26 protein-coding genes and 3 pseudogenes are annotated in these 20,783 nt (G+C 60.6%); 12 read left to right on the top strand and 17 right to left on the bottom strand.

Annotated elements, in window-relative coordinates:
* Nucleotides 1-22: 22 nt before the first annotated feature.
* From NKG99_RS27825 to NKG99_RS27810, 4 genes are all read right to left on the bottom strand, one after another.
* Nucleotides 23-157 (bottom strand): hypothetical protein, encoded by a 135-nt coding sequence (locus NKG99_RS27825; protein WP_352872245.1) that lies wholly within the window; start codon nt 155-157, stop codon nt 23-25.
* The gene (locus NKG99_RS27820) at nt 151-354 is read right to left on the bottom strand and encodes a hypothetical protein (protein WP_352872244.1); all 204 of its coding nucleotides are present in this window, start codon (nt 352-354) and stop codon (nt 151-153) included. The genes NKG99_RS27825 and NKG99_RS27820 overlap by 7 nt, the downstream gene beginning before the upstream one ends.
* Nucleotides 354-602, bottom strand: coding sequence for a hypothetical protein (locus tag NKG99_RS27815; RefSeq protein ID WP_352872243.1), 249 nt, complete (start codon nt 600-602; stop codon nt 354-356). The genes NKG99_RS27820 and NKG99_RS27815 overlap by 1 nt, the downstream gene beginning before the upstream one ends.
* Before the next feature lie 204 nt (nt 603-806).
* On the bottom strand, nt 807-971 hold the full coding sequence (locus tag NKG99_RS27810; RefSeq protein ID WP_352872241.1) for a hypothetical protein: 165 nt from the start codon (nt 969-971) through the stop codon (nt 807-809).
* Between the two features lie 217 nt (nt 972-1,188).
* Here NKG99_RS27810 and NKG99_RS27805 point away from each other — a divergent pair, with 217 nt between their 5' ends.
* The 6 genes and pseudogenes from NKG99_RS27805 to NKG99_RS36010 all read left to right on the top strand — a co-directional run.
* On the top strand, nt 1,189-1,506 hold the full coding sequence (locus NKG99_RS27805; protein ID WP_352872238.1) for a hypothetical protein: 318 nt from the start codon (nt 1,189-1,191) through the stop codon (nt 1,504-1,506).
* On the top strand, nt 1,503-1,700 hold the full coding sequence (locus NKG99_RS27800; RefSeq protein WP_352872236.1) for a hypothetical protein: 198 nt from the start codon (nt 1,503-1,505) through the stop codon (nt 1,698-1,700). Before NKG99_RS27805 ends, NKG99_RS27800 begins: the two co-directional genes overlap by 4 nt.
* 112 nt (nt 1,701-1,812) lie before the next feature.
* Complete coding sequence (locus tag NKG99_RS27795; RefSeq protein ID WP_352872234.1) at nt 1,813-2,169, top strand: hypothetical protein; 357 nt, start codon at nt 1,813-1,815, stop codon at nt 2,167-2,169.
* A gap of 672 nt (nt 2,170-2,841) precedes the next feature.
* Nucleotides 2,842-3,444 (top strand): annotated as a pseudogene (locus NKG99_RS27790) (FAD-dependent oxidoreductase); the annotation flags it as partial.
* Between the two features lie 195 nt (nt 3,445-3,639).
* Nucleotides 3,640-4,035 (top strand): alpha/beta fold hydrolase, encoded by a 396-nt coding sequence (locus NKG99_RS27785; RefSeq protein WP_352872232.1) that lies wholly within the window; start codon nt 3,640-3,642, stop codon nt 4,033-4,035.
* Between the two features lie 76 nt (nt 4,036-4,111).
* Nucleotides 4,112-4,311 (top strand): annotated as a pseudogene (locus NKG99_RS36010) (IS110 family transposase); the annotation flags it as partial.
* Between the two features lie 566 nt (nt 4,312-4,877).
* On the opposite strand, the gene NKG99_RS27770 reads toward NKG99_RS36010, so the two are convergent.
* Nucleotides 4,878-5,132 (bottom strand): hypothetical protein, encoded by a 255-nt coding sequence (locus NKG99_RS27770; protein ID WP_352872231.1) that lies wholly within the window; start codon nt 5,130-5,132, stop codon nt 4,878-4,880.
* A gap of 528 nt (nt 5,133-5,660) precedes the next feature.
* Between NKG99_RS27770 and NKG99_RS27765 the strand changes: the two genes are divergently transcribed.
* Together NKG99_RS27765 and NKG99_RS27760 are read left to right on the top strand one after the other, a co-directional pair.
* On the top strand, nt 5,661-6,380 hold the full coding sequence (locus NKG99_RS27765) for a Crp/Fnr family transcriptional regulator (protein WP_352872229.1): 720 nt from the start codon (nt 5,661-5,663) through the stop codon (nt 6,378-6,380).
* A 130-nt stretch (nt 6,381-6,510) separates the two neighbouring features.
* Nucleotides 6,511-6,645, top strand: coding sequence for a hypothetical protein (locus NKG99_RS27760; protein WP_352872227.1), 135 nt, complete (start codon nt 6,511-6,513; stop codon nt 6,643-6,645).
* Nucleotides 6,646-7,295: 650 nt separating this feature from the next.
* Here the strand turns inward: NKG99_RS27760 and NKG99_RS27755 are convergent.
* From NKG99_RS27755 to NKG99_RS27720, 8 genes are all read right to left on the bottom strand, one after another.
* A complete protein-coding gene (locus NKG99_RS27755) occupies nt 7,296-7,568 on the bottom strand; it encodes a helix-turn-helix domain-containing protein (protein ID WP_352872226.1) in 273 nt (90 codons plus the stop codon).
* Between the two features lie 291 nt (nt 7,569-7,859).
* Complete coding sequence (locus tag NKG99_RS27750) at nt 7,860-8,363, bottom strand: DoxX family protein (RefSeq protein ID WP_352872224.1); 504 nt, start codon at nt 8,361-8,363, stop codon at nt 7,860-7,862.
* A gap of 55 nt (nt 8,364-8,418) precedes the next feature.
* Entirely contained in the window at nt 8,419-8,898 is a 480-nt protein-coding gene (locus tag NKG99_RS27745; protein ID WP_352872222.1) for a tetratricopeptide repeat protein, read from the bottom strand.
* 25 nt (nt 8,899-8,923) lie between these two features.
* Nucleotides 8,924-9,895 (bottom strand): MBL fold metallo-hydrolase, encoded by a 972-nt coding sequence (locus tag NKG99_RS27740; protein ID WP_352872220.1) that lies wholly within the window; start codon nt 9,893-9,895, stop codon nt 8,924-8,926.
* A gap of 160 nt (nt 9,896-10,055) precedes the next feature.
* Nucleotides 10,056-10,277 (bottom strand): DUF680 domain-containing protein, encoded by a 222-nt coding sequence (locus tag NKG99_RS27735; RefSeq protein ID WP_352872219.1) that lies wholly within the window; start codon nt 10,275-10,277, stop codon nt 10,056-10,058.
* Nucleotides 10,278-10,327: 50 nt separating this feature from the next.
* Complete coding sequence (locus tag NKG99_RS27730; RefSeq protein WP_352872217.1) at nt 10,328-10,573, bottom strand: DUF680 domain-containing protein; 246 nt, start codon at nt 10,571-10,573, stop codon at nt 10,328-10,330.
* A gap of 402 nt (nt 10,574-10,975) precedes the next feature.
* On the bottom strand, nt 10,976-11,818 hold the full coding sequence (locus NKG99_RS27725) for an anti-sigma factor family protein (RefSeq protein ID WP_352872215.1): 843 nt from the start codon (nt 11,816-11,818) through the stop codon (nt 10,976-10,978).
* A complete protein-coding gene (locus NKG99_RS27720) occupies nt 11,815-12,354 on the bottom strand; it encodes a sigma-70 family RNA polymerase sigma factor (protein WP_502911027.1) in 540 nt (179 codons plus the stop codon). The genes NKG99_RS27725 and NKG99_RS27720 overlap by 4 nt, the downstream gene beginning before the upstream one ends.
* 909 nt (nt 12,355-13,263) lie before the next feature.
* Between NKG99_RS27720 and NKG99_RS27715 the strand changes: the two genes are divergently transcribed.
* Complete coding sequence (locus NKG99_RS27715; RefSeq protein ID WP_352872211.1) at nt 13,264-13,524, top strand: hypothetical protein; 261 nt, start codon at nt 13,264-13,266, stop codon at nt 13,522-13,524.
* Nucleotides 13,525-13,564: 40 nt separating this feature from the next.
* Here NKG99_RS27715 and NKG99_RS27710 read toward each other — a convergent pair whose 3' ends face one another.
* On the bottom strand, nt 13,565-15,484 hold the full coding sequence (locus tag NKG99_RS27710) for an adenylate/guanylate cyclase domain-containing protein (RefSeq protein WP_502911022.1): 1,920 nt from the start codon (nt 15,482-15,484) through the stop codon (nt 13,565-13,567).
* Between the two features lie 250 nt (nt 15,485-15,734).
* Between NKG99_RS27710 and NKG99_RS27705 the strand changes: the two are divergent.
* The 3 genes and pseudogenes from NKG99_RS27705 to NKG99_RS27695 all read left to right on the top strand — a co-directional run.
* Nucleotides 15,735-16,010: pseudogene (locus tag NKG99_RS27705) on the top strand (tyrosine-type recombinase/integrase); the annotation flags it as partial.
* Nucleotides 16,011-16,308: 298 nt separating this feature from the next.
* Nucleotides 16,309-16,866, top strand: a complete 558-nt coding sequence (locus tag NKG99_RS27700) for an OsmC family protein (RefSeq protein WP_352872209.1) — start codon at nt 16,309-16,311, stop codon at nt 16,864-16,866.
* A gap of 59 nt (nt 16,867-16,925) precedes the next feature.
* Complete coding sequence (locus NKG99_RS27695; RefSeq protein ID WP_352872208.1) at nt 16,926-18,152, top strand: NAD(P)-binding domain-containing protein; 1,227 nt, start codon at nt 16,926-16,928, stop codon at nt 18,150-18,152.
* A gap of 41 nt (nt 18,153-18,193) precedes the next feature.
* Here NKG99_RS27695 and NKG99_RS27690 read toward each other — a convergent pair whose 3' ends face one another.
* Genes NKG99_RS27690 through NKG99_RS27680 form a run of 3 tightly spaced genes read right to left on the bottom strand, consistent with a single transcriptional unit; the run spans nt 18,194 to nt 20,372 of the window.
* Nucleotides 18,194-18,643: a CoA-binding protein gene (locus NKG99_RS27690; RefSeq protein ID WP_352872302.1), complete on the bottom strand. Its 450-nt coding sequence runs from the start codon at nt 18,641-18,643 to the stop codon at nt 18,194-18,196.
* A gap of 5 nt (nt 18,644-18,648) precedes the next feature.
* Nucleotides 18,649-19,020 (bottom strand): 2Fe-2S iron-sulfur cluster-binding protein, encoded by a 372-nt coding sequence (locus tag NKG99_RS27685; RefSeq protein ID WP_352872206.1) that lies wholly within the window; start codon nt 19,018-19,020, stop codon nt 18,649-18,651.
* On the bottom strand, nt 19,017-20,372 hold the full coding sequence (locus NKG99_RS27680) for a selenium-binding family protein (protein ID WP_352872204.1): 1,356 nt from the start codon (nt 20,370-20,372) through the stop codon (nt 19,017-19,019). Before NKG99_RS27680 ends, NKG99_RS27685 begins: the two co-directional genes overlap by 4 nt.
* Between the last annotated feature and the right edge of the window lie 411 nt (nt 20,373-20,783).

The raw sequence follows: 20,783 nt of genomic DNA, 5'->3' as shown, positions 1-20,783 counted from the left end.
CCTTCCGCAATCTTAAGAAGTGCTAGAACAGCAGGTAGGCGCCCATTCCGGCCATCAGCAGGCAAGCGGCCATGCCCAGCAAATCCCGCTGCCGGTAGCGCCAGACGGCGCCGGCAAGCACCGATGCGGTGATGGCGGCGATGTAGAGCGCTACCACCAGCCCCACGCTGTGCCGAAAGGATAGATGCCTGCGAGCAGCGCACCGAAAGCAGCGATGGTGGCGAGAAACGTCTGATACCAATCAAGGGTCAGCTTGCGTTCAAGCACAACGCCCTTGCCCATCCAATAGAGCCGGCCGTCAATGTCGTCGACTTCAAGCGCGTCGAATTGGTCAATGGTGATCGGCTTGCGCATCAGTTGACGGTCCGCTCGATCGTTTCTTTCTTGCCTCGCGACAACAGTACTAGCAACACGAGAATGATATCGCCGAACACCCAGATCCAAAGCAAGACGCCGACGGCAATGGTGCCGCCGATCGCGGTGCCGACGTGAGATGCGGCGTCGGTGGTCGCCTGATATTGTTCGCTCGCCCCCTTTATGCCGGCAAAGATCCACAGCCCCATCAGGGCATTGAAGGCAAGGAACATCCACCAGAAGATCATTCCGAAGAACCCGCGCTTCCTAGTCTCTACGCGTTCTATGTGCGGCATAGTAAAAACCCCTCCCTTTGTTTCCCCCGCCGTCAGCATTGCGCAAGTAGTGTGCGCGCGCAAGCGGGCTCCCCAAAAGGGAGCGGCTTGACGATTTCAGCCAATGGGCCGCGCCGACGTCGTGCGGGCAAAGTTGCGGAAGCAATAGGGCGCGCGTTACTCTGCGGCACCTTTCGACAGAAAGCCCTTGGCCTCCAAGTCATCGACGATCAGTTTTTCGACATAGGCAGCGACCGTACGCCTGTCCGCCTTGGCGGCGTTCTCCAGAGCCTCTTTCACGACGGGCTCGATCCGAAGTCCCAGTGCCGCAGTCCGTGCCATGCAGTCCTCTTGTATGCGATTGTTAGCAGATGCTAGTTGACGATTACCATAGCCGGCGCCTTGCCGCTGGCGGTGCAGGGGCAACTGCGGCGACGGAAACCATCGAGGATCGCATCAGGCGCCTTTCCAGCGGTTTATCTGAGGCCATGGACGAGTGGGCCGCAGCTCCCGGCAACAATGCAGAAACCAAACGTCTATGGCTGGCCAGGGCAAAGCCATGAGCGCACATCTGTCGGCACTGAAGCCCTTTGGGATGCCGAGAGGTATGAACCCGCGTGAATGGCGCCAGTCTGTCGAGAAGCGGCTCAACGACCTCCTAGACCGCGCCATGAGCCTGATAACGGTACTGGATCTCATGGAGGCCGATTGCGATCTGGAGGAAACCGCAGACGATGAGCCTTCTCTTGGCTGTCTCGATGATCTGGAGCTAGACAACGCGAACGACGGCGACGCCGAACCATGCCCGGACACCTACGGCGAAAGCGTCATGTGGCCCGAAGATATGAAGTCGCAGGAAGTGCTGGTGTCGCTATGACCAACCGTGACAGCCTTGGTGTCTTCAACCGCATAGCGACCGATGCCGAGACGCAGGCGAGATCAACGGTGGAAGAGGTCGAAGTGCTGGCCCGCATCATCATGGAGAAAATGCAGAGCCTTCACGGTGACAGCTATCGGATCGACGTCAACCAGCGCTGCGGTTACGTCCTGGTAACGAAGCACAACCGCTGACATACGCGACCGTCGCATTTGGCCCGCTGCCTCACGGTGGCGGGCTTTTTTCGCTGACAGGAACCTTACGCGGCGGCCAGCCGTTGAGCATGACAATCAAGGGAGGTTGAAAATGGCCGCCGACCAAAACGAAGCCGCGACACCGAGACCGACGCAGCGCGAAGCTCAGGAAGCCTTGGAGAAGCAGGTCGCTCAGCTGAAGCGGGAAATCAACAAGATCAATCGGACGCTGGCAGAGCGCGCCGAAGAGGCCATCGAGGAAGCCACAGGCTGGTATGACAGCGCTGCCGATCGCGCTGGCCGTACAGCCAAGGCGCTCCGGACTGGGGCTCAATCTGTTTCCGGTGCCGTCCAAGACAATCCGGGTACGGTGTCGACCGCCTTCATTCTCGGCGCCGCATTAGGTCTGCTGATGGGCCTCACCCTCAACACTACTGGGCCTAGTCAGGATCGCTGGTTCTATAAGTGATCATCAGGCTGCGCTGGATATGCCAAACAAAGTCCAAGATCCGGCAAACCAAACGGCGATAAGAATTCCAATCGCAGGGGCGCGACGAGCCCGTTGCCTCACGGTGGCGGGCTTTCTTTCTTGTGGCAGAAAAGTCACGCAGCTTGAATATCCAGAGATGCAACCGGCGCGAGCTTATTATCCAGCTAAGCGAGGCGTACCGCGGTTTCATTTCCTCCCGAACTAGCGCCCGCTGCCTCACGGTGGCGGGCTTTTTGCCAACGCGACACGGCGCTGACAACGAACGATTTTGCCCTCGGGTGCTTTCGGTGGAGCGCCCTCATATTAGCAATAAACGATATATTAACAGCCGTGATGCATGGACCAAGGCAGCTTCTCGTTACCGGAAAAGTGCGTTCGCGAAACGAAGGTGGCCCTCCTTGGCGACGAAGTTAGTGCGGAGGCGAATTGCAGTAAGGGCACCCTTAGGTAGGGGAGATGACCTACAAAATGCCGGTTGACGAGAACTGTGCATCCGGGGGCATCTTCGCCGCGCCAGCTTTCAAAATGCTCTGCCCTAGCTATCGAGGCAGGGTGGGGCATCCGTGAGGATGCTATTGCGACATTGCCCCCCTGAAGGTAGTTGCACGTTAGATATATACAACTCTTGATTGTCGAACGTATTTCCTTCAAATGGCGGCGCGCCGCCTGATCCTGAGCTATGGCGTCGTCGACCGGATGCCTGATATTCCGGGCTTTGCCGAAGGCTGGGGCACATCCATCGTGCCCTGTCCCTACTGCGACGGCTTTGAAGTCACCGGCCAGCACTGGGGCCTCGTCTGGTCCGGCCCGCAGTCGCACAATTCTGTCAGGCTGTTCCACGATTGGACCGACACGCTGACGCTCTTCGCCGATGGTCACGACCTTCCGCCCGATATCCGGGCCGATCTGGCGCGCCGCAACATACCTGTCGTCGATGGCCGGATCACCGAGATCGCCCATCACGGGGGCCATAACGCCACCGTCAAGCTCGATACCGGCCCCAATGTCGCGATCGACATCCTGTTCGCGCATCCGCGCAACAAGCCGTCCGCAAGCCTGCATGAATCACTGGGTCTCGCCACGGTCGATACGCCCCTCGGCATCGCCCTCAAGGTCGACGAGCGCCGCGAAACCAGCATGCCCGGCATCTACGCCGCCGGCGACCTCGCCAACCCCCTCATGGCCTCGGTCACCCTGGCATCATCGCACGGCGCGACGGCGGGTATCTCCGCCCAGCAGTCGATGCTGGTTTGAGAGCATAGATTCCTTCTCCGGTGGCCGCGCGCTTTCATATTCTGAAGGTTGCGGGCCGGTGTCACGGAAAACCGACTGGCCGGCTGACCCCGCAGTACACCCGGCGCCTGAGGAGACGCACATGTCCAAAACCAGAGACACCGAAGCCAGCATCAGCATCTCTCGTCCGACCGCTCTTGGAAAAGCCTGACACACATGAAGTTCGAACACGTCACGTTCGACCTGCCACACGGCACCTTTCACGCGCTGCAGGGTGGTGATCCCGATGGCCAACCGACGCTCGTCTTGCACGGCTTCCCGGACCATCCGCCGACCGCGATGCCCTTCCTTGCCGAGCTCGGCCGCCGCGGACGTCACGTCGTCGCACCCTGGCTTCGCGGTTACGCGCAGTCCCCGACCGCGGAGCCGTTCGACTTCGCAGCCCTCACCAGCGACGTGCTCGCGTTGATCGACCGCTGGTCTCCCGGGCGAGCCGTGGAGTTGGTTGGCCACGACTGGGGCGGCGCGATCATATACGATGCCTGCGTCACCGCGCCGGAGCGGATCGAACGCGCGGTCACGCTCGCTTTCCCCACCCACTCACGTTCCTGAGCCGGCCGCGCCTCGCTCAGCTACGCCCGAGCTGGTACATGGGGCTCTTTCAACTGCCGGGAAGCGGCTGGATGGTCAGGATGTTGAAGAGGCCCGCGACGCCTTGCTCGTCGCGGCAGATGTGCCCACACCGGCCCTGCTGCTCAGCCTCAAGGGAATAGGTCCGGAGTTCGCGGCCGTCCTGTGGTCTGAGGGATTGTCGCGCCGGCAATCCTAGGCTCCGGTCGACGCTTGTCCAGGTTGCGTGGCTCTGGGCGCCATCAACCCAATTCGGCACATTGTGGATCAAAACACTTAGACTGAAATCGTTATATGTACCAGATGGTTGTGCGACTCTTTTGAAAAGTTGGGGTCGTTAACTGGGGCGTGTATTGAGTGACCACTTGTGATCTTCCACGCTTGGGCATGATCGCATTTGCTCAGTACCCTGACGTCCCGATCAACCACGGATTCCGAACGCTCATCTTTCTCGCTAGTGCCACTCGGGACGGCTGAACGGGCTTTCTCTCCTCTGGTGGAGAGGCCTTTTCGAACGGCAGTTTGCACGTGGGCCTGCAGACAACAAGGATCGATTTGTCCCAGCGATCGAGCTCGCTGCTCGGGTAGAGGATGCTTTGCCGATCTTGAGGAACGACGGCCCGATGCGCATGCAGCGCCAGTTGCGAAGCGTCCTTTCGCTCAGCTGTCCGCGGTAGCGAGCGATGACTTCTTCAGGAGTGAGGTAGTTCGGGTCAGACACTGGAGCTATAGATAGCAGGCTTTGGCGCCACCGGCGGCAGGCGAGGAGACCGGCATCGGCGACCGCCGGAGGAACACAAAGGTCGTTGCAAGTCGAGCTTCTGCTAGAGGCCTGGGTGCGAAGCTTCGAACTCGGCGGACTTTTGGAGCGCGCGCACATAGGGTAGCACCCCGCCGTAAGGCTTGGCGGTTTCTTCAAGCGCAGAACGAATTCTGCGATCTTTCGCAAACTCCAAGAGTTCTTGTGACCGCCGCTTCGCGATCAGTTCCCGGTCCCCGGGGTCTACTCCCTGCGACCCAAGTGCAACAATGTGTTCGCTTATCCATTCGCGTAAAATCGCGTTTGCATTTTGGTTCATCGTCCTTCCTCAATGAGGCGGACAGCAAAGCACTGAAAGTCTTGTCTCACAACCGATCAGGCTAGCCATATCCTCAGCTGTCCGCGGTAGCGAGCGATGACTTCTTCAGGAGTGAGGTAGTTCGGGTCAGACACGGACGCTATAGATAGCAGAGGTGTGCAACAGCTTGTTGCACACCTGCGGCCCATCGGATCGAGACCTGCGGAGAATGCCGGTGCCGCACCGCAGACTTCTCGTCGTGACCGATGCTGCCGTTGAAGGGCTCAGGCGATGATGACCGCTTTGCGCCGCAGCCATTGAGGTCAGGTTTGGTGCCTCCTGAAAGCAGACATTGCGCGTGGCCAAGCTTGAGGTCTGGTAGCGCCATAACTCTCCAGCCAATTGCCGACCTGGTCTCGCACCACGGATTGTTCCAGGACGCTGGCGTTTGGCAGATACGAGGAGCATTGTGGTAACGGTTAATGTCAGCCGCCGCCGAAAGTGGGGGCGAGGAGTCGGCGACGGGGTGGAGAGTAAATAGGAGGTGGGATGCTGGAATCCCTCTATCTCAACCTCGGGCAGCACGACTCGCTCTCTGACACAGAGAAGGCGCTTTTGAAGGGCGCCATGTCATTTGAAAAAGAGTACGCGACCGGGCAGGATCTGGTGTCGGAGGGGTCAAGGCCCACTTATAGCACGCTTATTCTAGATGGCTTGGCTGCTCGGTACAAAGTGCTGGACGACGGCGGACGTCAGTTCACCTCCTTGCAGGTGCCTGGCGATTTCGTCGATCTCCACGCCTTCCTCTTAAAGACCATGGACCATGGGATCATCGCGCTGTCGCCTTGCCATGTGGTCGTTGCCGAGCACAGCCGCTTGCGTGTCATTACGGAGGAAGCCCCCCACCTGACGCGCCTGCTTTGGCTGGACACTCTCGTTGACGGAGCCATCCATAGGGAGTGGATTGTCGCCATGGGAAGGCGGTCAAAGACTTCCCATCTTGCGCATCTTGTTTGCGAACTTTTCGTTCGGCTTCAAGTTGTGAAGCGCACCAACGGCATGAGTTTTCGCCTCCCAATTTCACAAGTCGAGCTCGCTGACGTGCTCGGGCTGTCTGTAGTGCATATGAACCGGGTTCTCGGGGCCTTGCGGAGGGCCGGTGTCATAGGCTGGGCGAACCACATAGTGACTGTTTTGGATTGGGATCGATTGGTGGACATCGCCGAATTCGATCCCACCTACCTCAGCATGAATCATGAACCGCGATGAGAGCCATTCAAAGGAGCGTCGAGACCCAGACTCTAGGGCCGAGTAGGTGAATTGACCTGCCGGAGGCGCCGGTTCCTGGTTCAACGCCCTGCCGGCCGGTCAGGCGATGCTTGTGGTGTTGGAAAATAGCGTGCCTGCCGACGTTGCGGCCCGCCTTACGGCGGCACGGCCGCTAGCCGAACAGGAGGACGGCCGGATCGTCGGCGATGCGCCACCGCCGGAAGCGCTGAAGGCGATGCTGGGCGGAACGACAGATGCACCCTGAAAGGGCTCGTGGTGCAACCTTTTGAGAAACGAGAAATGGGGACTGGAAAGCAAATGCTGATCGCCCTGCGGCGGCTAGTTTTCGCGGCGATGGAATGTCGCTTCGGATTATTTAACAGCCACGGGTGGCGCGCAATGCTGGCATCTTGTCGTCCCGCCACGCAAACGTCAGCTTTTCGCTCTAGCACGGCCTTTGACTGTAATGCTGATCAAGGTTCGTTCCTGGCGCGCGAACGGTCATTCACGTCCACCTTTAACGGCGGCCAATTGGGCAGGGAAGGCGGGTATCTCTGCCGCCAAACAGCCTGCCCAAGACGACCGGCAAAATTGATTTTTATCGCCCGTCGCATGGTAGTGGGGGATGGTATGGGAGATTGGTAAGTCCCTAGTCTCAAAGGGAGTTCAGATCGAAACGTGACACGTCGTGATCCAGAGTTCCGGATGGGTATCGAGCGGGATCATTGTGGATCAGACCACTGTGGACATATTCACGTTATTTATCAATCACTTGTAACTTTCTTCTGGAAAGGTGGTGCCGTTAACTGGGGCATGTATCGAGGGACCACTTGTGATCTTCTACGCTTGGGCATGATCGCGTTTGCTCAGCACTCTGACGTCCCGATCAACCACGGATTCCGAACGCATATTTCTCTAACCAACGCCTCTCGGGCCGAATGAACCGCCTCTCTGCGACTCTGGCGGTGCCGTCTCTTCCCGCGGCAGTTCGCGTGTGGGTTTGCAGGCGACGAGGATCGATCTCTCCCAGCGATCCAACTCACCGCTCGGATAGAGGATTGCTTTGCCGATCTTGAGGAAGGATGGCCCGATCCGCAAGCAACGCCAGTTTCGAAGAGTCCCGTCGCTTACCTGTCCGCGATAGCGAGCGATGACTTCTTCAGGGGTGAGGAAGTTCGGGTCAGGCATGGGCGTTACAAATAGCAGAGTTGTGCAACAGATTGTTGCACCCGCGACCCCGTCGATAAAGACCTGAGGAGAAATGCCGGCGGCGTCACCGCGGACTTCTCGTCGTGACCCGAAGCTGTCAATAGAGTTCAATGACCGCTTTGCGCCCAAAATCGGCCGTTAGGGGCGGTCCTATCCGCGCCGATAAGCGGACGTCGCCACGAACGGCTTGCGCCATCAGGGGTCACCTGAGGTAGATTGTGGGGCGCCGATATCGGGCGAGTTGATATTAGATCCGGCGTATTGCCCGATTTAAAATGGAAGCTTGATATCGGTTACCCGGAGAGGGCTACCAGCCGCTATGAGCGCGGCAACCGTCTCTCTGTCCTGTTGCCGGTGCTTCATGAATCCATTCAGGACCCAATCGAGGGATACCGTCCCGGCGCCGGCGACTGCCAGGACGAACATTCCGCCGGCTATGGCGAGATCCTTTTCGAAATGCAGCAGTTCATTTTGACTGGCAAAATTGGTGTGGAACAGCGCTGCCGTTGCCAGACAGAACAGTCCGAGCGAAACCGCGCCCAGGCGCGTCAGCAAGCCGAGGCCGACAGAAAGCCCTGCACCCAGCTGCAGCCCTATGGTGGCCACGAGAAGCGGCAGGCTCACGCCGAGTGCCGCCATGGCTTTCGCGGCGCCGTCGAAATGGATCGCCAGATAAAGGCCTTCATGCACGAAGAGCAATGAGAGCAGCAGGCGACCCGTCAGCAGGATCAGGTCGCGGAGGTGGAATTTAGAGGCGATTTGTGTCGGTGTCACGGGTTGGCTCCAGGCAATAGGGAAGGGGCAGGCGCCCTGCGGCGCCTGCCTGGCTTCATTTGGTCACTTTGGTGTCGATGGCCTTTTGCAGGTCGGCGCGTTCCTCGCAGCCTGCCGGGCAGAGCTGCGTCAGCGAAGCCAGCTGCTCTTTGGCCTTGGCCATGTCGCCGGTTTCGACATAGAGCTCACCCAGATATTCGCGCGCGGCCTTGTGGTCCGGTTTCAGTTCGAGCGCCTTGCTGTAGTAGGTCAGCGCCGTCGTGTAGTCGCCGGTCTTGCGCAGCGTGAAGCCAAGCAGATTATAGACGTCGGCCTGCTGCGTATCCTGCGCCAGGTCGCGAAGTTCGGCCAGCGCGCCGGTATAGTCCTTGGCGGCGATCTTGGCTTTGACCGCCGTGAGATCCGGTGCGTCGTCGCCTTCGATGTTGTCGACGGCATAGGCCGGCACGGTGACGGCGGCCGGAACCGTGGTCAGCACGGCAACGGCGCCAAGCAGGCCGAACAGGGCCTGCTTGCCGAAAGGTGAATGTTTCATTGTCGTTCTCGCTCTCTTGATTTTCTCAAATCTGCACGGGGGTGAAGCCGTATGCGTTGCCGTCCTTGACGAAGACGCCGGTGCCGGGGAACGGGAAGTGCGAACCGGAAATGCGGATGTTGTCGGCAATCACCCGGTCGATGAACTTGTGGCGCGTGGCGATCGCCGTCGGCCCGTCCTGGTCGTAGCTGCCCTGCCACTCCGGATGCGGCGCCAGAAGGGCCGGCACATACATCGTGTCGGCCGAGATCATGAGCTGCTCGTTGCCGGAGTTCGCCAGATACACCGAGTGGCCGGGCGTGTGGCCGGGGGCGGCGATGATCTGGATGCCGGGCGCCACCTCGGCGCCGTCCGCCACCAGCTTCCAGTTTTTCCATTTCGGGAAGTTTTCGGCGATGCGCTTGCCTGCCGGCTTGCGGCCCTCGGGCAGCTTGGCCAGCCGGCCGGGGTCGGTCCACCAGTTGTATTCGGTGGCGTTGACGATCAGCTCGGCATTGGGGAACACCGGCGCGTTGGTGCCCTTCTCCATCAGGCCCCAGACATGGTCGGGGTGGAAATGCGAGATCATGATGGTGTCGATCGCCTTGTAATCGATGCCGGCAGCGGCCATGTTGGCCGGCAGATGCGTGGCATTGGTCTGCCACTGGCCGACGCCCGAGCCGGCATCCATCATGATTAGCTTGCCGTTCATTTTGAGCACGACGACGGTGAGCGGAATGGGCATGAAATCGGTGGTCAGCCCCGCTTTGGCGAGCGCCGCCTTGGTGTCGTCGACGGAGACATGCTTGATGAAGGCCGGGTCGTGGGGCTTGCGCCAGATGCCGTCATAGATGGCGGTGACCTCGATATCGCCGACCTTGTATTTGTAGAAGCCGACGCTGGGTTCGACCGGCGTGTCGGCAAAGGCAGGCCGGGTGAATTCCAGCCTGCCGGCAAGGCCGAAGGCAGCGGCGGCGGCGGCGGATCCAAGCAATGTGCGACGTGTCATGCTGAACATGGGTGTTCTCCTCAGTTGAGTGGTGGCTAAAAGTCGCGAAAGGCCAAAAATCCCGGCAGGCCAAAGTCAGGGAAGAGATGACGGAGGGCCAAGCCCCTGGCCCTCCGTCCTGATGCGGTTGAGGCGAGCACCGTCGGGGTCCGGTGCCGACCCCGTGAACTCAGTGGCCCCAGATGCCCTGGCCGGGTTCCCCCGCATCAGATTGCATCGCCGCCTGGACGCCGTGCCGGGCCATGTCCGTCTTGCGGATCGAGGCGGTGTAGGTGTTGTCGATGGTGGCAGTCGTCTGGTTGGCGGTGCGCGCGCCAAAATGGTCGCTACCGGCAAAGGCGCTGGTCGTGGCGACGAGGATGGCGGCGGCGGTGAGAGCAAGGGTTTTCATGTCGATGGTTCCTGTTTGTGAGGGTGAAGGGTCGAGCATTGGGAGCGCGTTCAGCCGCCCCAGATGCCGTCGTTGTTGTGCCGGATGATGATGTCCTGCACCGACCCCTTGCTCGGCCCTGTCGTCACCTTGGTGTCGACGCCGTCCTGGCGCGGGGTGTAGGGAATGGAAGCAGTGGCATTGGTGTCGACGGTAGCGACCGGCTGGTTGGAATTGTTGGCGCCATGGTCGCTGCCGGCAAAGGCAGCGCTCGAGGCAAGCAGCATTGCAGCCACGCTGAGAGCGATCTTGGTCATTTTGATAAGTCCTTGTTTCTTTTCTTGGTTGCGTGCCAGGAAATTGGCCCCGCTGATAACAAGACCCGGGAGGGCTTCGCTTTATTCCCGGGTGTCGCGAAATTCTTTTGGAAGTCCCGAAATCAGGGGTTGGCGGCCGGCTGGAACTGGGCCAGCCGACGCTGCACGAGCAGAGAGATGGCAGCTCCAACGAAGGAAGGAGTGGCGGGAATTACGGACGCGCTCGGGAGCCCGCGTGTGGACTTGCCCGTGGTCAAGTCGATAAGTCAAAGCGAGCACGCGCGTCGCGTCCGAAGTCGGCACGATGCGGCCGTCACGGCCTGTCAGCCCATGCGCACGCAGGTCTGCAGCTAGCGGTGGCGTCGCATTTGATGTCGCTGCCGATGTCCGGAACGACGGATATCAGCCGGTCACGACGGTGGCGCGGAAGCGTGCCACGAAATCGTCGAGCTCCGGCCGCTCCATGTCGGAAATCGCCCAATAGGAGAAGGCGCCGTCGCTCCATTGCACCAGTGAGAAGCCGCCCTCCGAGAGATCGACGGGGTCGGTAACCGTCCCGGCGTTTTGAGGCTCGGCGACAAGGGTGATCAGATGTTCGCGGTGGCGATACACCAGCGCCGGCACCGCTCGACCGCCGATGACCTCGACCCTGCCACCGATGAGTGCAAATCCGTCCTTCGCCATATCTGGCGCGGGTGGCGAAAGGCCGAGCCTTGCATCCAGCCAGGGCTTTACCGTGTGCCGGTCCGACGAGACGACATCCACCGGGCTCGTCGCCAGCAGGCTGCGCTGGTGGCCGCTGGCCACCCCTGCGGCAAAGCTGTCGACTACGCCAGGCTGCATCACCCATTGCGTCGCGCCGCTGGCCAGCACCGCACTGATCATGATCGACGCCGCCATCGCGCGCCAATCGAATGATGCGAAGTTGCGCGCCGACCATCTCGTCCGAGTGGGCTTCGCTTGCGCCGCCGGCGCTCTGGGGCGCAGCTCCTCGAGGTTGCCGGCTGCGGCCATGGCTGCGATGCGCGCGCTGAACGCTTCGCTGACTTGCGGCTTTGGAAGTCTGGTCACAGCCCTTTGCAAGGCCATGATGCGGGCATGTTCGGCCGCCAGCTGGGGATCGGCGGCTATGCGCCGCTCGACGGCCATTGCCGCGGCGGCATCGAGCTCGCCATCGACCAGTGCGTGCAGCATCAGATTCATGCCTTCGGCTTCCTCGGGCAATCCGTCATTGTGCGCGTTCATTGCGCCCTCCCAAGGTCAGAGATCAGCAGACCGCGCGCCCGCGCCACCCGTGACATCACCGTGCCGATCGGCACGCCCAGCATGGCCGCGATATCGCGGTAGGCGAGGCCATTAATGTCGCGCAGCACGAGCGTCTCGCGAAACGGCTGCGGCAAGGCGGCGATCGCCGCCTCCAGGGCCGCCGTGTCTGCTTTGGCGATCAGGCTCGCTTCCGGGCTTTCGCTGTCAGGTAGATCGGCTGCGTGAGCGGCGCTCACCTCGTCGAGATCGCTGAGATCGCCCACCGAGACAATGCTGCGCGGGCGGTTGCGCGCCAGCCATGTGTAGCACGCGTTGCGGACGATGGTGAGCAGCCAGGCTCGCGCATTGCCGCCGGCATAGCCGGCGATGTTGGCATGTGCCTTCATGCAGGCGTCCTGCACGACATCCTCCGCGTCGGTGGCATTCCCGGTCAGCCAGCGGGCCAGCGAAAGCGCGTCAGCGAGATGAGGCATTACCACTTCGCGGAAGCGGTCGGCCTGCGCATTGCTGCTCAGCATCGGTACACCGTCATATGCGCCTTGCCTTGAGCTCGCGTGCTCACGGGGCAAGGAGGGTTCTACCTTGCGAGCGAACCCGGCAGGAATATGCCGGGTCGCCAGCTGCGGTGAATGGGAAGGCATATGTCTCATCGATGTCTATCACACTGGACCACAATGATGCATCCACCCGAATCCGCTCTGGAGCACAAACTTTGCCGCATTCATGGTTAGGACCTTGACTGCGGCGCCAAGGCTTTCTCGATCCGCCCGGCGCAAGATCTTACAAAGGACAGGCGCGGAGCGAGCCGGCCACGGAGCGAAACCCCATTGCGCTCCAGGCATCTCGGGAATGGTTTGGCCGCTGCCGTCGTGCTCGTCAATGTAGGGGTTTGCAGTGTAGTGTTCCTTCAAGGTCAATCAGCAGCGTATGCATGAAAGACCAGGGCAGGCGCCGGTTTATTCCCGCAAATTTTTTCACGGCAATGTGATTGGCCGGAGCGAATCCAGCCTTGAAGGCACTCTGCCCGGCAGTCCGGCCCAGACTGCCAAAATTGGGATATCTTGGAGCGCTAGCACGGGCGCCGCCACTTGATCGTTCTGGCTGTTGAGCCGAAAGCCAAGTCTCTGCTCATCTCGGCCATTGGCGGCAGCCAGCCGATAGACGCGACCTCTACAACGCGAGGAGAGTTCGTCGCCGCCCATACGGTGAGCCGACGATGCCCATGCCGTCAAGAGTCTGTTGGACCCTAGCACTCCCTCGACGGATACGGGCCAGGCTCATGCCGTCAGCGGCTTCAGGCACCGATGACGTGACTGCTGATGTCCGGTCCAAATGCCGACAGACCGCTTTCCCGATGAGTTTCGGGCGCCGGCAGGCGTACGAAAGACCCCGAGGAAGGGACCCGCAGGCCACAGGCGATGGCTATGCGGATTTTCGATTTCGGCCCAAAGCTGTCGGACGGCAATGCGCCTCATCCCGGCCATTCCGACGAATGGTTCCTAGGTTCCAAAGCAGACATTGCAGCAGACGTCGCCTCGGCCGAGACGTTGCTGCGCCGCGCCACACGTCTCGATCCCGACTATGCTCGCGCCGACAGTCTGCTGGGCGGAGGCAGGCAGCCCGTATGCAGCGAGGCCTCGACGAGTGCACTGGCCTGGCCGAGAAGCTCATCCGCAACCATGTGACAGACCTTGTGCTGCGGCATGTCGACTCCTGCGATGCAGCTTAGTTTGCGGTCCCTTTCTCGCATTCTGGCAATCGCTGAGGCTTGGCGAACTTCGCCAGCGCCTCGGGGCTCGCACAGGTCGGGAAGCCGGCCTTGCGCATGGTCTCGATGAAGCGCTGATGCTCGGCGTCGCTGAGGCCCGGCTCGTTGGCCATGGCTTCGATGGTGAGGTCGGGGAAGCGTTTGAGCGCCTCTGCGACACAGGCTTTCGCGTCTTCCGTTCGACCAAGATCGGCGAACGAACCGCACCGCATCGACCACTTGGGTAGGTTGTAGGTTTCCAGCGTCATGCGCGCCTGCATCTTCAGCGCATCCTCATAGCGGCCGACCATGAAGTAGGCATAGGAGAAGACGCCTGTGGCCCACAATGGGTAGTTCGGATCGAGTCGGATCACCTGGTCGACCAGTTCCACGCCGCGTTCGGGTTCCCCGAAGGTGGACGCCCAGCCGACATAGAAGGTCAGGATTTCAGCTGAACCCGGAGCCATGCGCAAGGCGGTGTCCAACTCGATCTTGGCGCGCGCCAAGTCGCCCCTTTCGCCAAAACTCATGCCGAGCACGGCATGCGCCTCGGCGTCGCTCGGATCAAGCCTGACGGCACGCTCGGCCGCTTCGACAGCCACCTTCCGCTCGCTCTCAGGGTTGACGCCGAAGCTCGCTAAGAGACTGTGCGAATGATAAAGCTCGACCCAGGCGCGGGCGAGGCCGGGGTCCAGCTCGACGGCGCGGGTGAGCAAACGAATGGCCTCCTCGATATCGGCTTTGGTCATCTGCTCGAGCTTTTCGGTGCCGAGTAGATAATACTCATACGCGTTCAGGTTTTCTGGCCGCTTGCGTTTCGCCGCCGTCCGTCCGGTCTCCTGGATCAGGCCGGCGCCGCCGCCGAGCCTGTTGGTGACCTGCTCGGCGATCTCGGTTTGGACAGCGAACACGTCTTGATCCGGCCGGTCCCAGCGATCCGACCATAGATGGTTGCCGGACGCCGCCTCGATCAGCTGCGCATTGATCCGCACACGGGTACCCTGGCGCTGGATGGAGCCTTCGAGCACATATCCGACGTGTAGCGCTGCGGCGATCTGGCGGACGTCCACCGGCTTACCCTTGTAGGCATCCGTCGAATTGCGAGCGACGACTTCGAATTCGGGGAAACGTGCAAGGTCGGTGATGATGTCTTCGGTAATGCCGTCGGCAAGGCGCCCGGTGGCCTCGTCGCCGCCATAGTTGCTGAAAGGCAGCACCGCTATCGAAGGCTTGGCGGTGGCAGTATCAACCGGCCTCAGCCACGACCAAGCTCCAGCAGCCACAAGCGCAAGCAAAACAAGGGATGCAGCCGCCGTCGGCAGAAAGCGCCGGATGCGGCGAGTGCGCGGGCTCCACCCACGCTTTGCCCCTTGCATTCTGACACTGTAGGTGCGAACCGGCTCGGCGATATTCTTGACCTTTTGAGCGCCGGCGAAGTCGATTGGCAGGCTGAGCTTGCCCTTCATGTGATCGTAGGCAGTGCCCGAGATGAGAACGCCGCCCGGCGGGCAAAGCTGCTCAAGGCGCGCCGCCACGTTCACGCCGTCGCCGAAGAGATCATCGCCTTCGACCACCACGTCGCCGAGGTTGATGCCGATACGAAATACTATGCGGCGCTCGGCAAAAGCCTCGCTCTGATGCGCGGCGACCCTGGTCTGAATGGCCACGGCGCAAGCAACGGCATCGACGACGGAGTGGAACTCAACCAGGGCGCCATCGCCCATGAGCTTGACGACGCGTCCCTTATGCTCGTTGAGTAGTGGATCGATCACCTCCACCCGGAGCGCCTTGATCGCTCCGAGCGTCGCCGCCTCGTCGGCCTCCATGAGCCGCGAGTAGCCGACGATGTCGGCGGCCATAATGGCCGCCAGCCGCCGCTCCGCTCGAGTGGTCACCACGCTGGCGTGCTCCCACAGCCAAAGGTGTGCGCTCGCATCTGGCTCGCTTCGATCTTTGCAGGTCTCGATTCAAACCGCAAGGCGAATGGGGCCCATTCGCCCCGGCGAATGGGCTACGGGTAGTGGGTCAGTTTGAAATCTATTGCTCGGCAAAGAGGCCTGATCATCCCGAAGGCCGCAGGTCGGGCTAAACGAGCACTGAAGTCGCGTCAGATTTGGGCCATCCGCTTTGTCCTCGATCGCGAATTACTTTGCCTTCCCGAGCAGGATCAATCGTTCAGGCCCTATGAGCACGCGGCAGTATGCCCGCCTCGTTGATGGGTGGGTATCGGCGATTGGACTGCGCCGTGCAGAATACGGCACACACTCGCTTCGGCGAACCAAGGCCTCGATCATCTACAAGGCGACGGGAAATCTTAGAGCTATCCAGATCCTGCTTGGCCACACCAAGATCGAGAACACGGTCCGTTATCTCGGTGTTGACGTCGAGGATTCCCTTGAACTTGCCGAGGCGACGGAGGTCTGACCAAGAGCGGCTCCACTTCCCGATTGGAGCCGCGAATGCTTTGCGCCGCATGTCGGCCATAGAGGCGAACTTTGCCTCCGCCCGGAAGCAGACACTGCAATTGACCACGCTGAAGGTCGTGGTCGCGCCAGAGCCTGCAAAGGCGCAACTCGGTACAAGGGCGAACATTCCGCAGCGGAAACAACTTGAAGAAACGCTTCGCGACCCATAGCATGCCCCGCCATGGTGAAATCTGATCGGGAGGTCAGTGAGATCGGTCGGGTTTTTGAGCCAGTGCAAGGTAGGGAGGACAATAATTATGGCTTCCGAAGTACAGGCAAACAACGGCGTTAACGTAGAGGCGCTGCTCGGCGCACGCGAAGCGCTTACCAACGCCCCGGAGGCCGCGCAGTTCAAGTGGCGCGCGGCCTGCGAGTGGAAGGATGGGACCCACAGCCACTCGACGGTCGAAAGTTTCTACGGTCTCGGCCAGGACCAGCATCGTAAGACCACCTTCACATTCGATGCCGACCATCCCGAAGTCTTCGCTTCCTTGGATCAGGGCGCCACGCCTGTCGAATACGTGCTGGTCGGGCTGGCAAGTTGCCTGACCGCAGGCATCGCCGCGGTTGCCCAGCACCGGAACATCCAGTTGAAGTCGGTGAAGGCGACCATCGAAGGCGACATGGATATCGCGGGCATACTCGGCATCGACAGCGACGTCCGCAACGGCTTCAGCGGCATCACGGTGAAGTACAACATCGACGCCGACGCCAAGCGCGAGGACATCGAGGCTATCGTCGCTCAGTCGCAGAAGCGATCGGCGGTCTTCGACATTGTCACCAATCCGACGAACGTCACGGTCGTGGTGAATTGAAACGAGTTTCAAGCCGTAGACTTTCCTGATGTGAGGGCGCGATTAGTTCCGTCACAACCGTGATCGTCGGCGCAGGGCACGCGGGGCTCGCAATGAGCCGCTGCCTCGCGGAGCGCTCTATCGACCATGTGCTGCTGGAGCGCGGCGAGATCGCCCATAGCTGGCGCACCGAGCGATGGGATTCGCTGCGGCTGCTCACCCCGAACTGGCAGAGCCGGCTGCCGGGCTTCTGCTATGATGGCGACGACCCCGACGGCTACCGGACGATGCCTGAGGTGATCGACTTCCTCGGCCACTATGCCAAGGCGATCTCGGCCCCGGTCAGGACCTACACGACCGTTACCTCGGTTCGCAGCGACGGGGCGGAATATCTCGTGCGCACGCACCGCGGCGAGTGGCGGTGCCGGACCGTGGTGCTGGCGTCGGGCGCGTGCAACGTCGTGCGCCTGCCCGATTTCGCTGTTCGCGTGCCGCCGTCGGTCGCCATGCTGACGGCGCAGTCCTACCGCAATCCGGGTCAGGTCGCCGACGGTGGCGTGCTGGTGGCGGGCGCCTCGGCCAGCGGCACCCAGATCGCACAAGAATTGCAGCGTGCAGGGCGCCAAGTGACCCTCTCGGTGGGCGAGCACATCCGGGCGCCTCGCGTCTATCGCGGCAAGGACCTGGAATGGTGGATGGACGCCGCCGGCGTGCTCGACGAGCGCTACGACGAGGTGGACGACATCCGGCGGGCGCGACGGGTTCCTTCGCTGCAGCTTGCCGGCACACCCGACCGCACGACTCTCGACCTCAATGCGCTGGTCGACCTCGGCGTCAGGCTCATCGGCCGTCTCGCCGGCATCACCGAAGACGGCAAGGCCCAATTTGCGGGGTCATTGCGCAACATGTGCGCGCTTTCCGATCTCAAGATGGCCCGGCTGCTCGACCTCATCGACGAATGGGCGCGCGCCAACGGCCTGGACGCTACGGTCGAGCCGCCGGATCGCCTGCCGCCGACCCGTGTCGAGGACCACCCGGCGCTCGGCCTCGACCTCGCCGGAGGCGCGATCAGGACGATCATCTGGGCGACCGGCTACCGGCCGGACTACTCCTGGCTGGAGCTGCCGGTCCTCGACCGCAAGGGCTACGTCCGTCACGATGGCGGGGTTGCTGAACATCCGGGCATGTACCTGATGGGGATGCAGTTTCTGCGCCGCCGCAAGTCTTCGTTGATCGACGGCGCCGGCGACGACGCGCGTGATCTCAGTGACCATCTGGCATCGTACCTCAGGCAAGATTCAATGTGACTGGTTCAGTTGAGCGATACTTCGGTTCTGTGACCGAGCAATCATATTCCAAGGTGCAGCTTCGGCTTCCAGAAGGGGCGGAACAACTCAATCTTGGGACAGCGGTTCATCACCACTTTCAAGCCCGCTTCCTCCGCCAACCGGGCGGCAGCGTCGTCGCGCACCCCAATCTGACCCCACAGAACCTTGGCATGAATTGCGATGGCTTCCTGTGCAACTTCCAACAGATCTTCGGCGCGGCGAAAAACCTCGACCATATCCACAGGCCGGTCGATGGCCGCCAGTGACACGTACACCTTGAGCCCGCGAATTTCATCCAGACCGGGACTGGGGTTGACGGGGATCATGTCATAGCCGATTTCGTGGAGCACTCTGAGTACACCATAGGAAAACTTGGTCTTGTCGGGGCTGGCCCCCACCATCGCGATGGTTTTGACCGATTTCAGAATGCCTTGCAGATAGGCCTCAGGATAGGGCTCATCATGGTTCATAAGGGTCATTTCTTTGCTTCCAACGGGGTCGCAATATCGGCTTTCAATTCATGCGGAGCCAGGGGGTCGAGGAAGGGGTTGCGATAGAGCTTGTCATGGCTTTCAACGCCGACCTCCAGCGTGCAGTCGCTCATCGGGCGGGCGACGCACAGGATTATGTAGCCATTGTTGATCTGGCGGTTGTTCAACGCCCGCTGCGCTTTTTGATCGACCTTGCCGCTGATTATTTTGGCCGCACAGCTTATGCAGCCGCCATACTTGCACCCGTAGGGCAGATCCACGCCCTGCTCGCGCAAGCTTTGCAAGAGGGGCTCACGGTGATCGACGTCAAAGGCCGCACCGCCTTGATTGGCGAGAGTGATGGTAAAGCTGGTCATACCCAGATGTCACTCGTGCAATCGCCGCCGGGATAACGGGTTTCGTGGCAGCGGCTTGGTCCATTTGGTTCCTTGCCAAAATCGACGACGAACAGCGGATCAATTTCCATGCCGCCGTTTTCCGTATCGCAATTGACCATCAGCATGCATCCGCCATTGGTGCGGATTTCCGGATAGAACTGGTTGTCCCAGGTCGAGAAGAGCGAGGTCGTCACATAAAGTCGCCTGCCGTCGAGGCTGAGCTGTATCATCTGAGGTCCGCCGGTCACTTTCACGCCATTGACCTCAGGCGCACGGCCGAGAAGTCCGCCCATCCACACTTGTCCGGTGAGCTTGGCGTTATGAGGGTCCGACACGTCATACTGGCGGATATCGCCATGCAACCAGTTGCAGAGATAGAGGTATCGATCGTCCATACTGAGCAGAATGACCGAGATCACGCCGGGTATTGGGATCGGCCATTCGGGATGCGGCTCATTGCCAACATCGACGATTTTTTCCCATTGCCAATCACCCGCCGCATCCTTCCACCAATGGATGATGTTTGCAGAAAGCGCTGCGCCAACAAAGCCGTGACTGCTGTCGGGATTATGATGGAACCGCACTTCCAGCGGGAGCAAGCCATCTTCACCGAGATAGAATGTTTGCTTTGGCTCCTTCTTTTCAAAATCCCAGAAATGGATCTCTCGGCCATATTTCAGATGGCCAACCTCTTCCAAGTCAAAACCAGGCATGAAGGTATTGGGCGCGGCCCACTCCGAGCTGACCATTACGTTGTGTCGCGGCTGGTACCAGAAATCATAACCAAACTTGATACCGCCCATGGAGTTTTCCCAGCGTCCGACAATCTCGAACTCCTTGCTGAGCTGCAAATAGCCGCCGGGGGCATTGCCTTGAGCGTCGCCAAGCATGGAAATGATGATGTCCGAGCCGAAGCAATGTACTGTGTGCGGCGCCGACAGATTGGTCCTGGTTTTGATTTCAGCGCCGTCTATGACCTTGAACAATGTCGGATTGCGGGGATCGGTACCGCTATCGACAATATGCAGGTTGGACGAGCGCACACCGGGCACAATCAGATATTTGCGCTCCATGCTCGCATCGCCATGGCACGACGAACAGGCATTCCAGCCCATGTGATGAAGTTCATCGCCAATACCTGGCATTTGCAAACGTGAAATCACCTGGCTGTAGGTCGAACTCTCTGGGTCGACATCAATGGTACACAAATAGTCTGGCTTCTGAATGCCCGTGCCCGTGTAGATGGCAATCGAATAGAGCAGCTTTTCGCGAGGTGCCCTCATCGCCTCGGCTGGAGAAGCATAGCCCGGTCCGCAGCAATGATTGGTCATGGGTACTTCCCCAATTTGAACAGATCACCGGTCGGCCCCAACGGGGTCGAGCTGGAATGTTAGTATATGCTTGGCATTGGCGCTACGGCCGGGGTGGCTGGTGAAGCGCGCACCGTGACGTTCGGCTTGGCGACAGAGCCCCCGTGGGACGCCACGTATTAACCGCCCGAGGGTTATTGAGAACCCTTGCAGCGGCCCAATCATCATCGGAGCGTATGGCAGCGAACCATAACCAGGTCAGCAACTGGTCAGGTCACGTCGATAAACGCACGGCGCTTAACGGTCCGCTTCTGGCCTTCCGAGCCTCGAAGCCGCCATTCCCCTTGCGTGAAGAGTTTCGGGCGCCGGCAGGCGTACGAAAGTCCCCGAGGAAGGAACCCGCGGGCCACAGTCGATGGCTATGGGGATTTC

It is taken from the genome of Mesorhizobium sp. M1409 (genome assembly GCF_040317535.1).
In the GTDB taxonomy this organism is placed as follows: Bacteria; Pseudomonadota; Alphaproteobacteria; order Rhizobiales; family Rhizobiaceae; genus Mesorhizobium.
The sequence above is the reverse complement of the archived record's forward strand: the minus strand, read 5'-3'. Positions and strand labels throughout refer to the sequence as shown.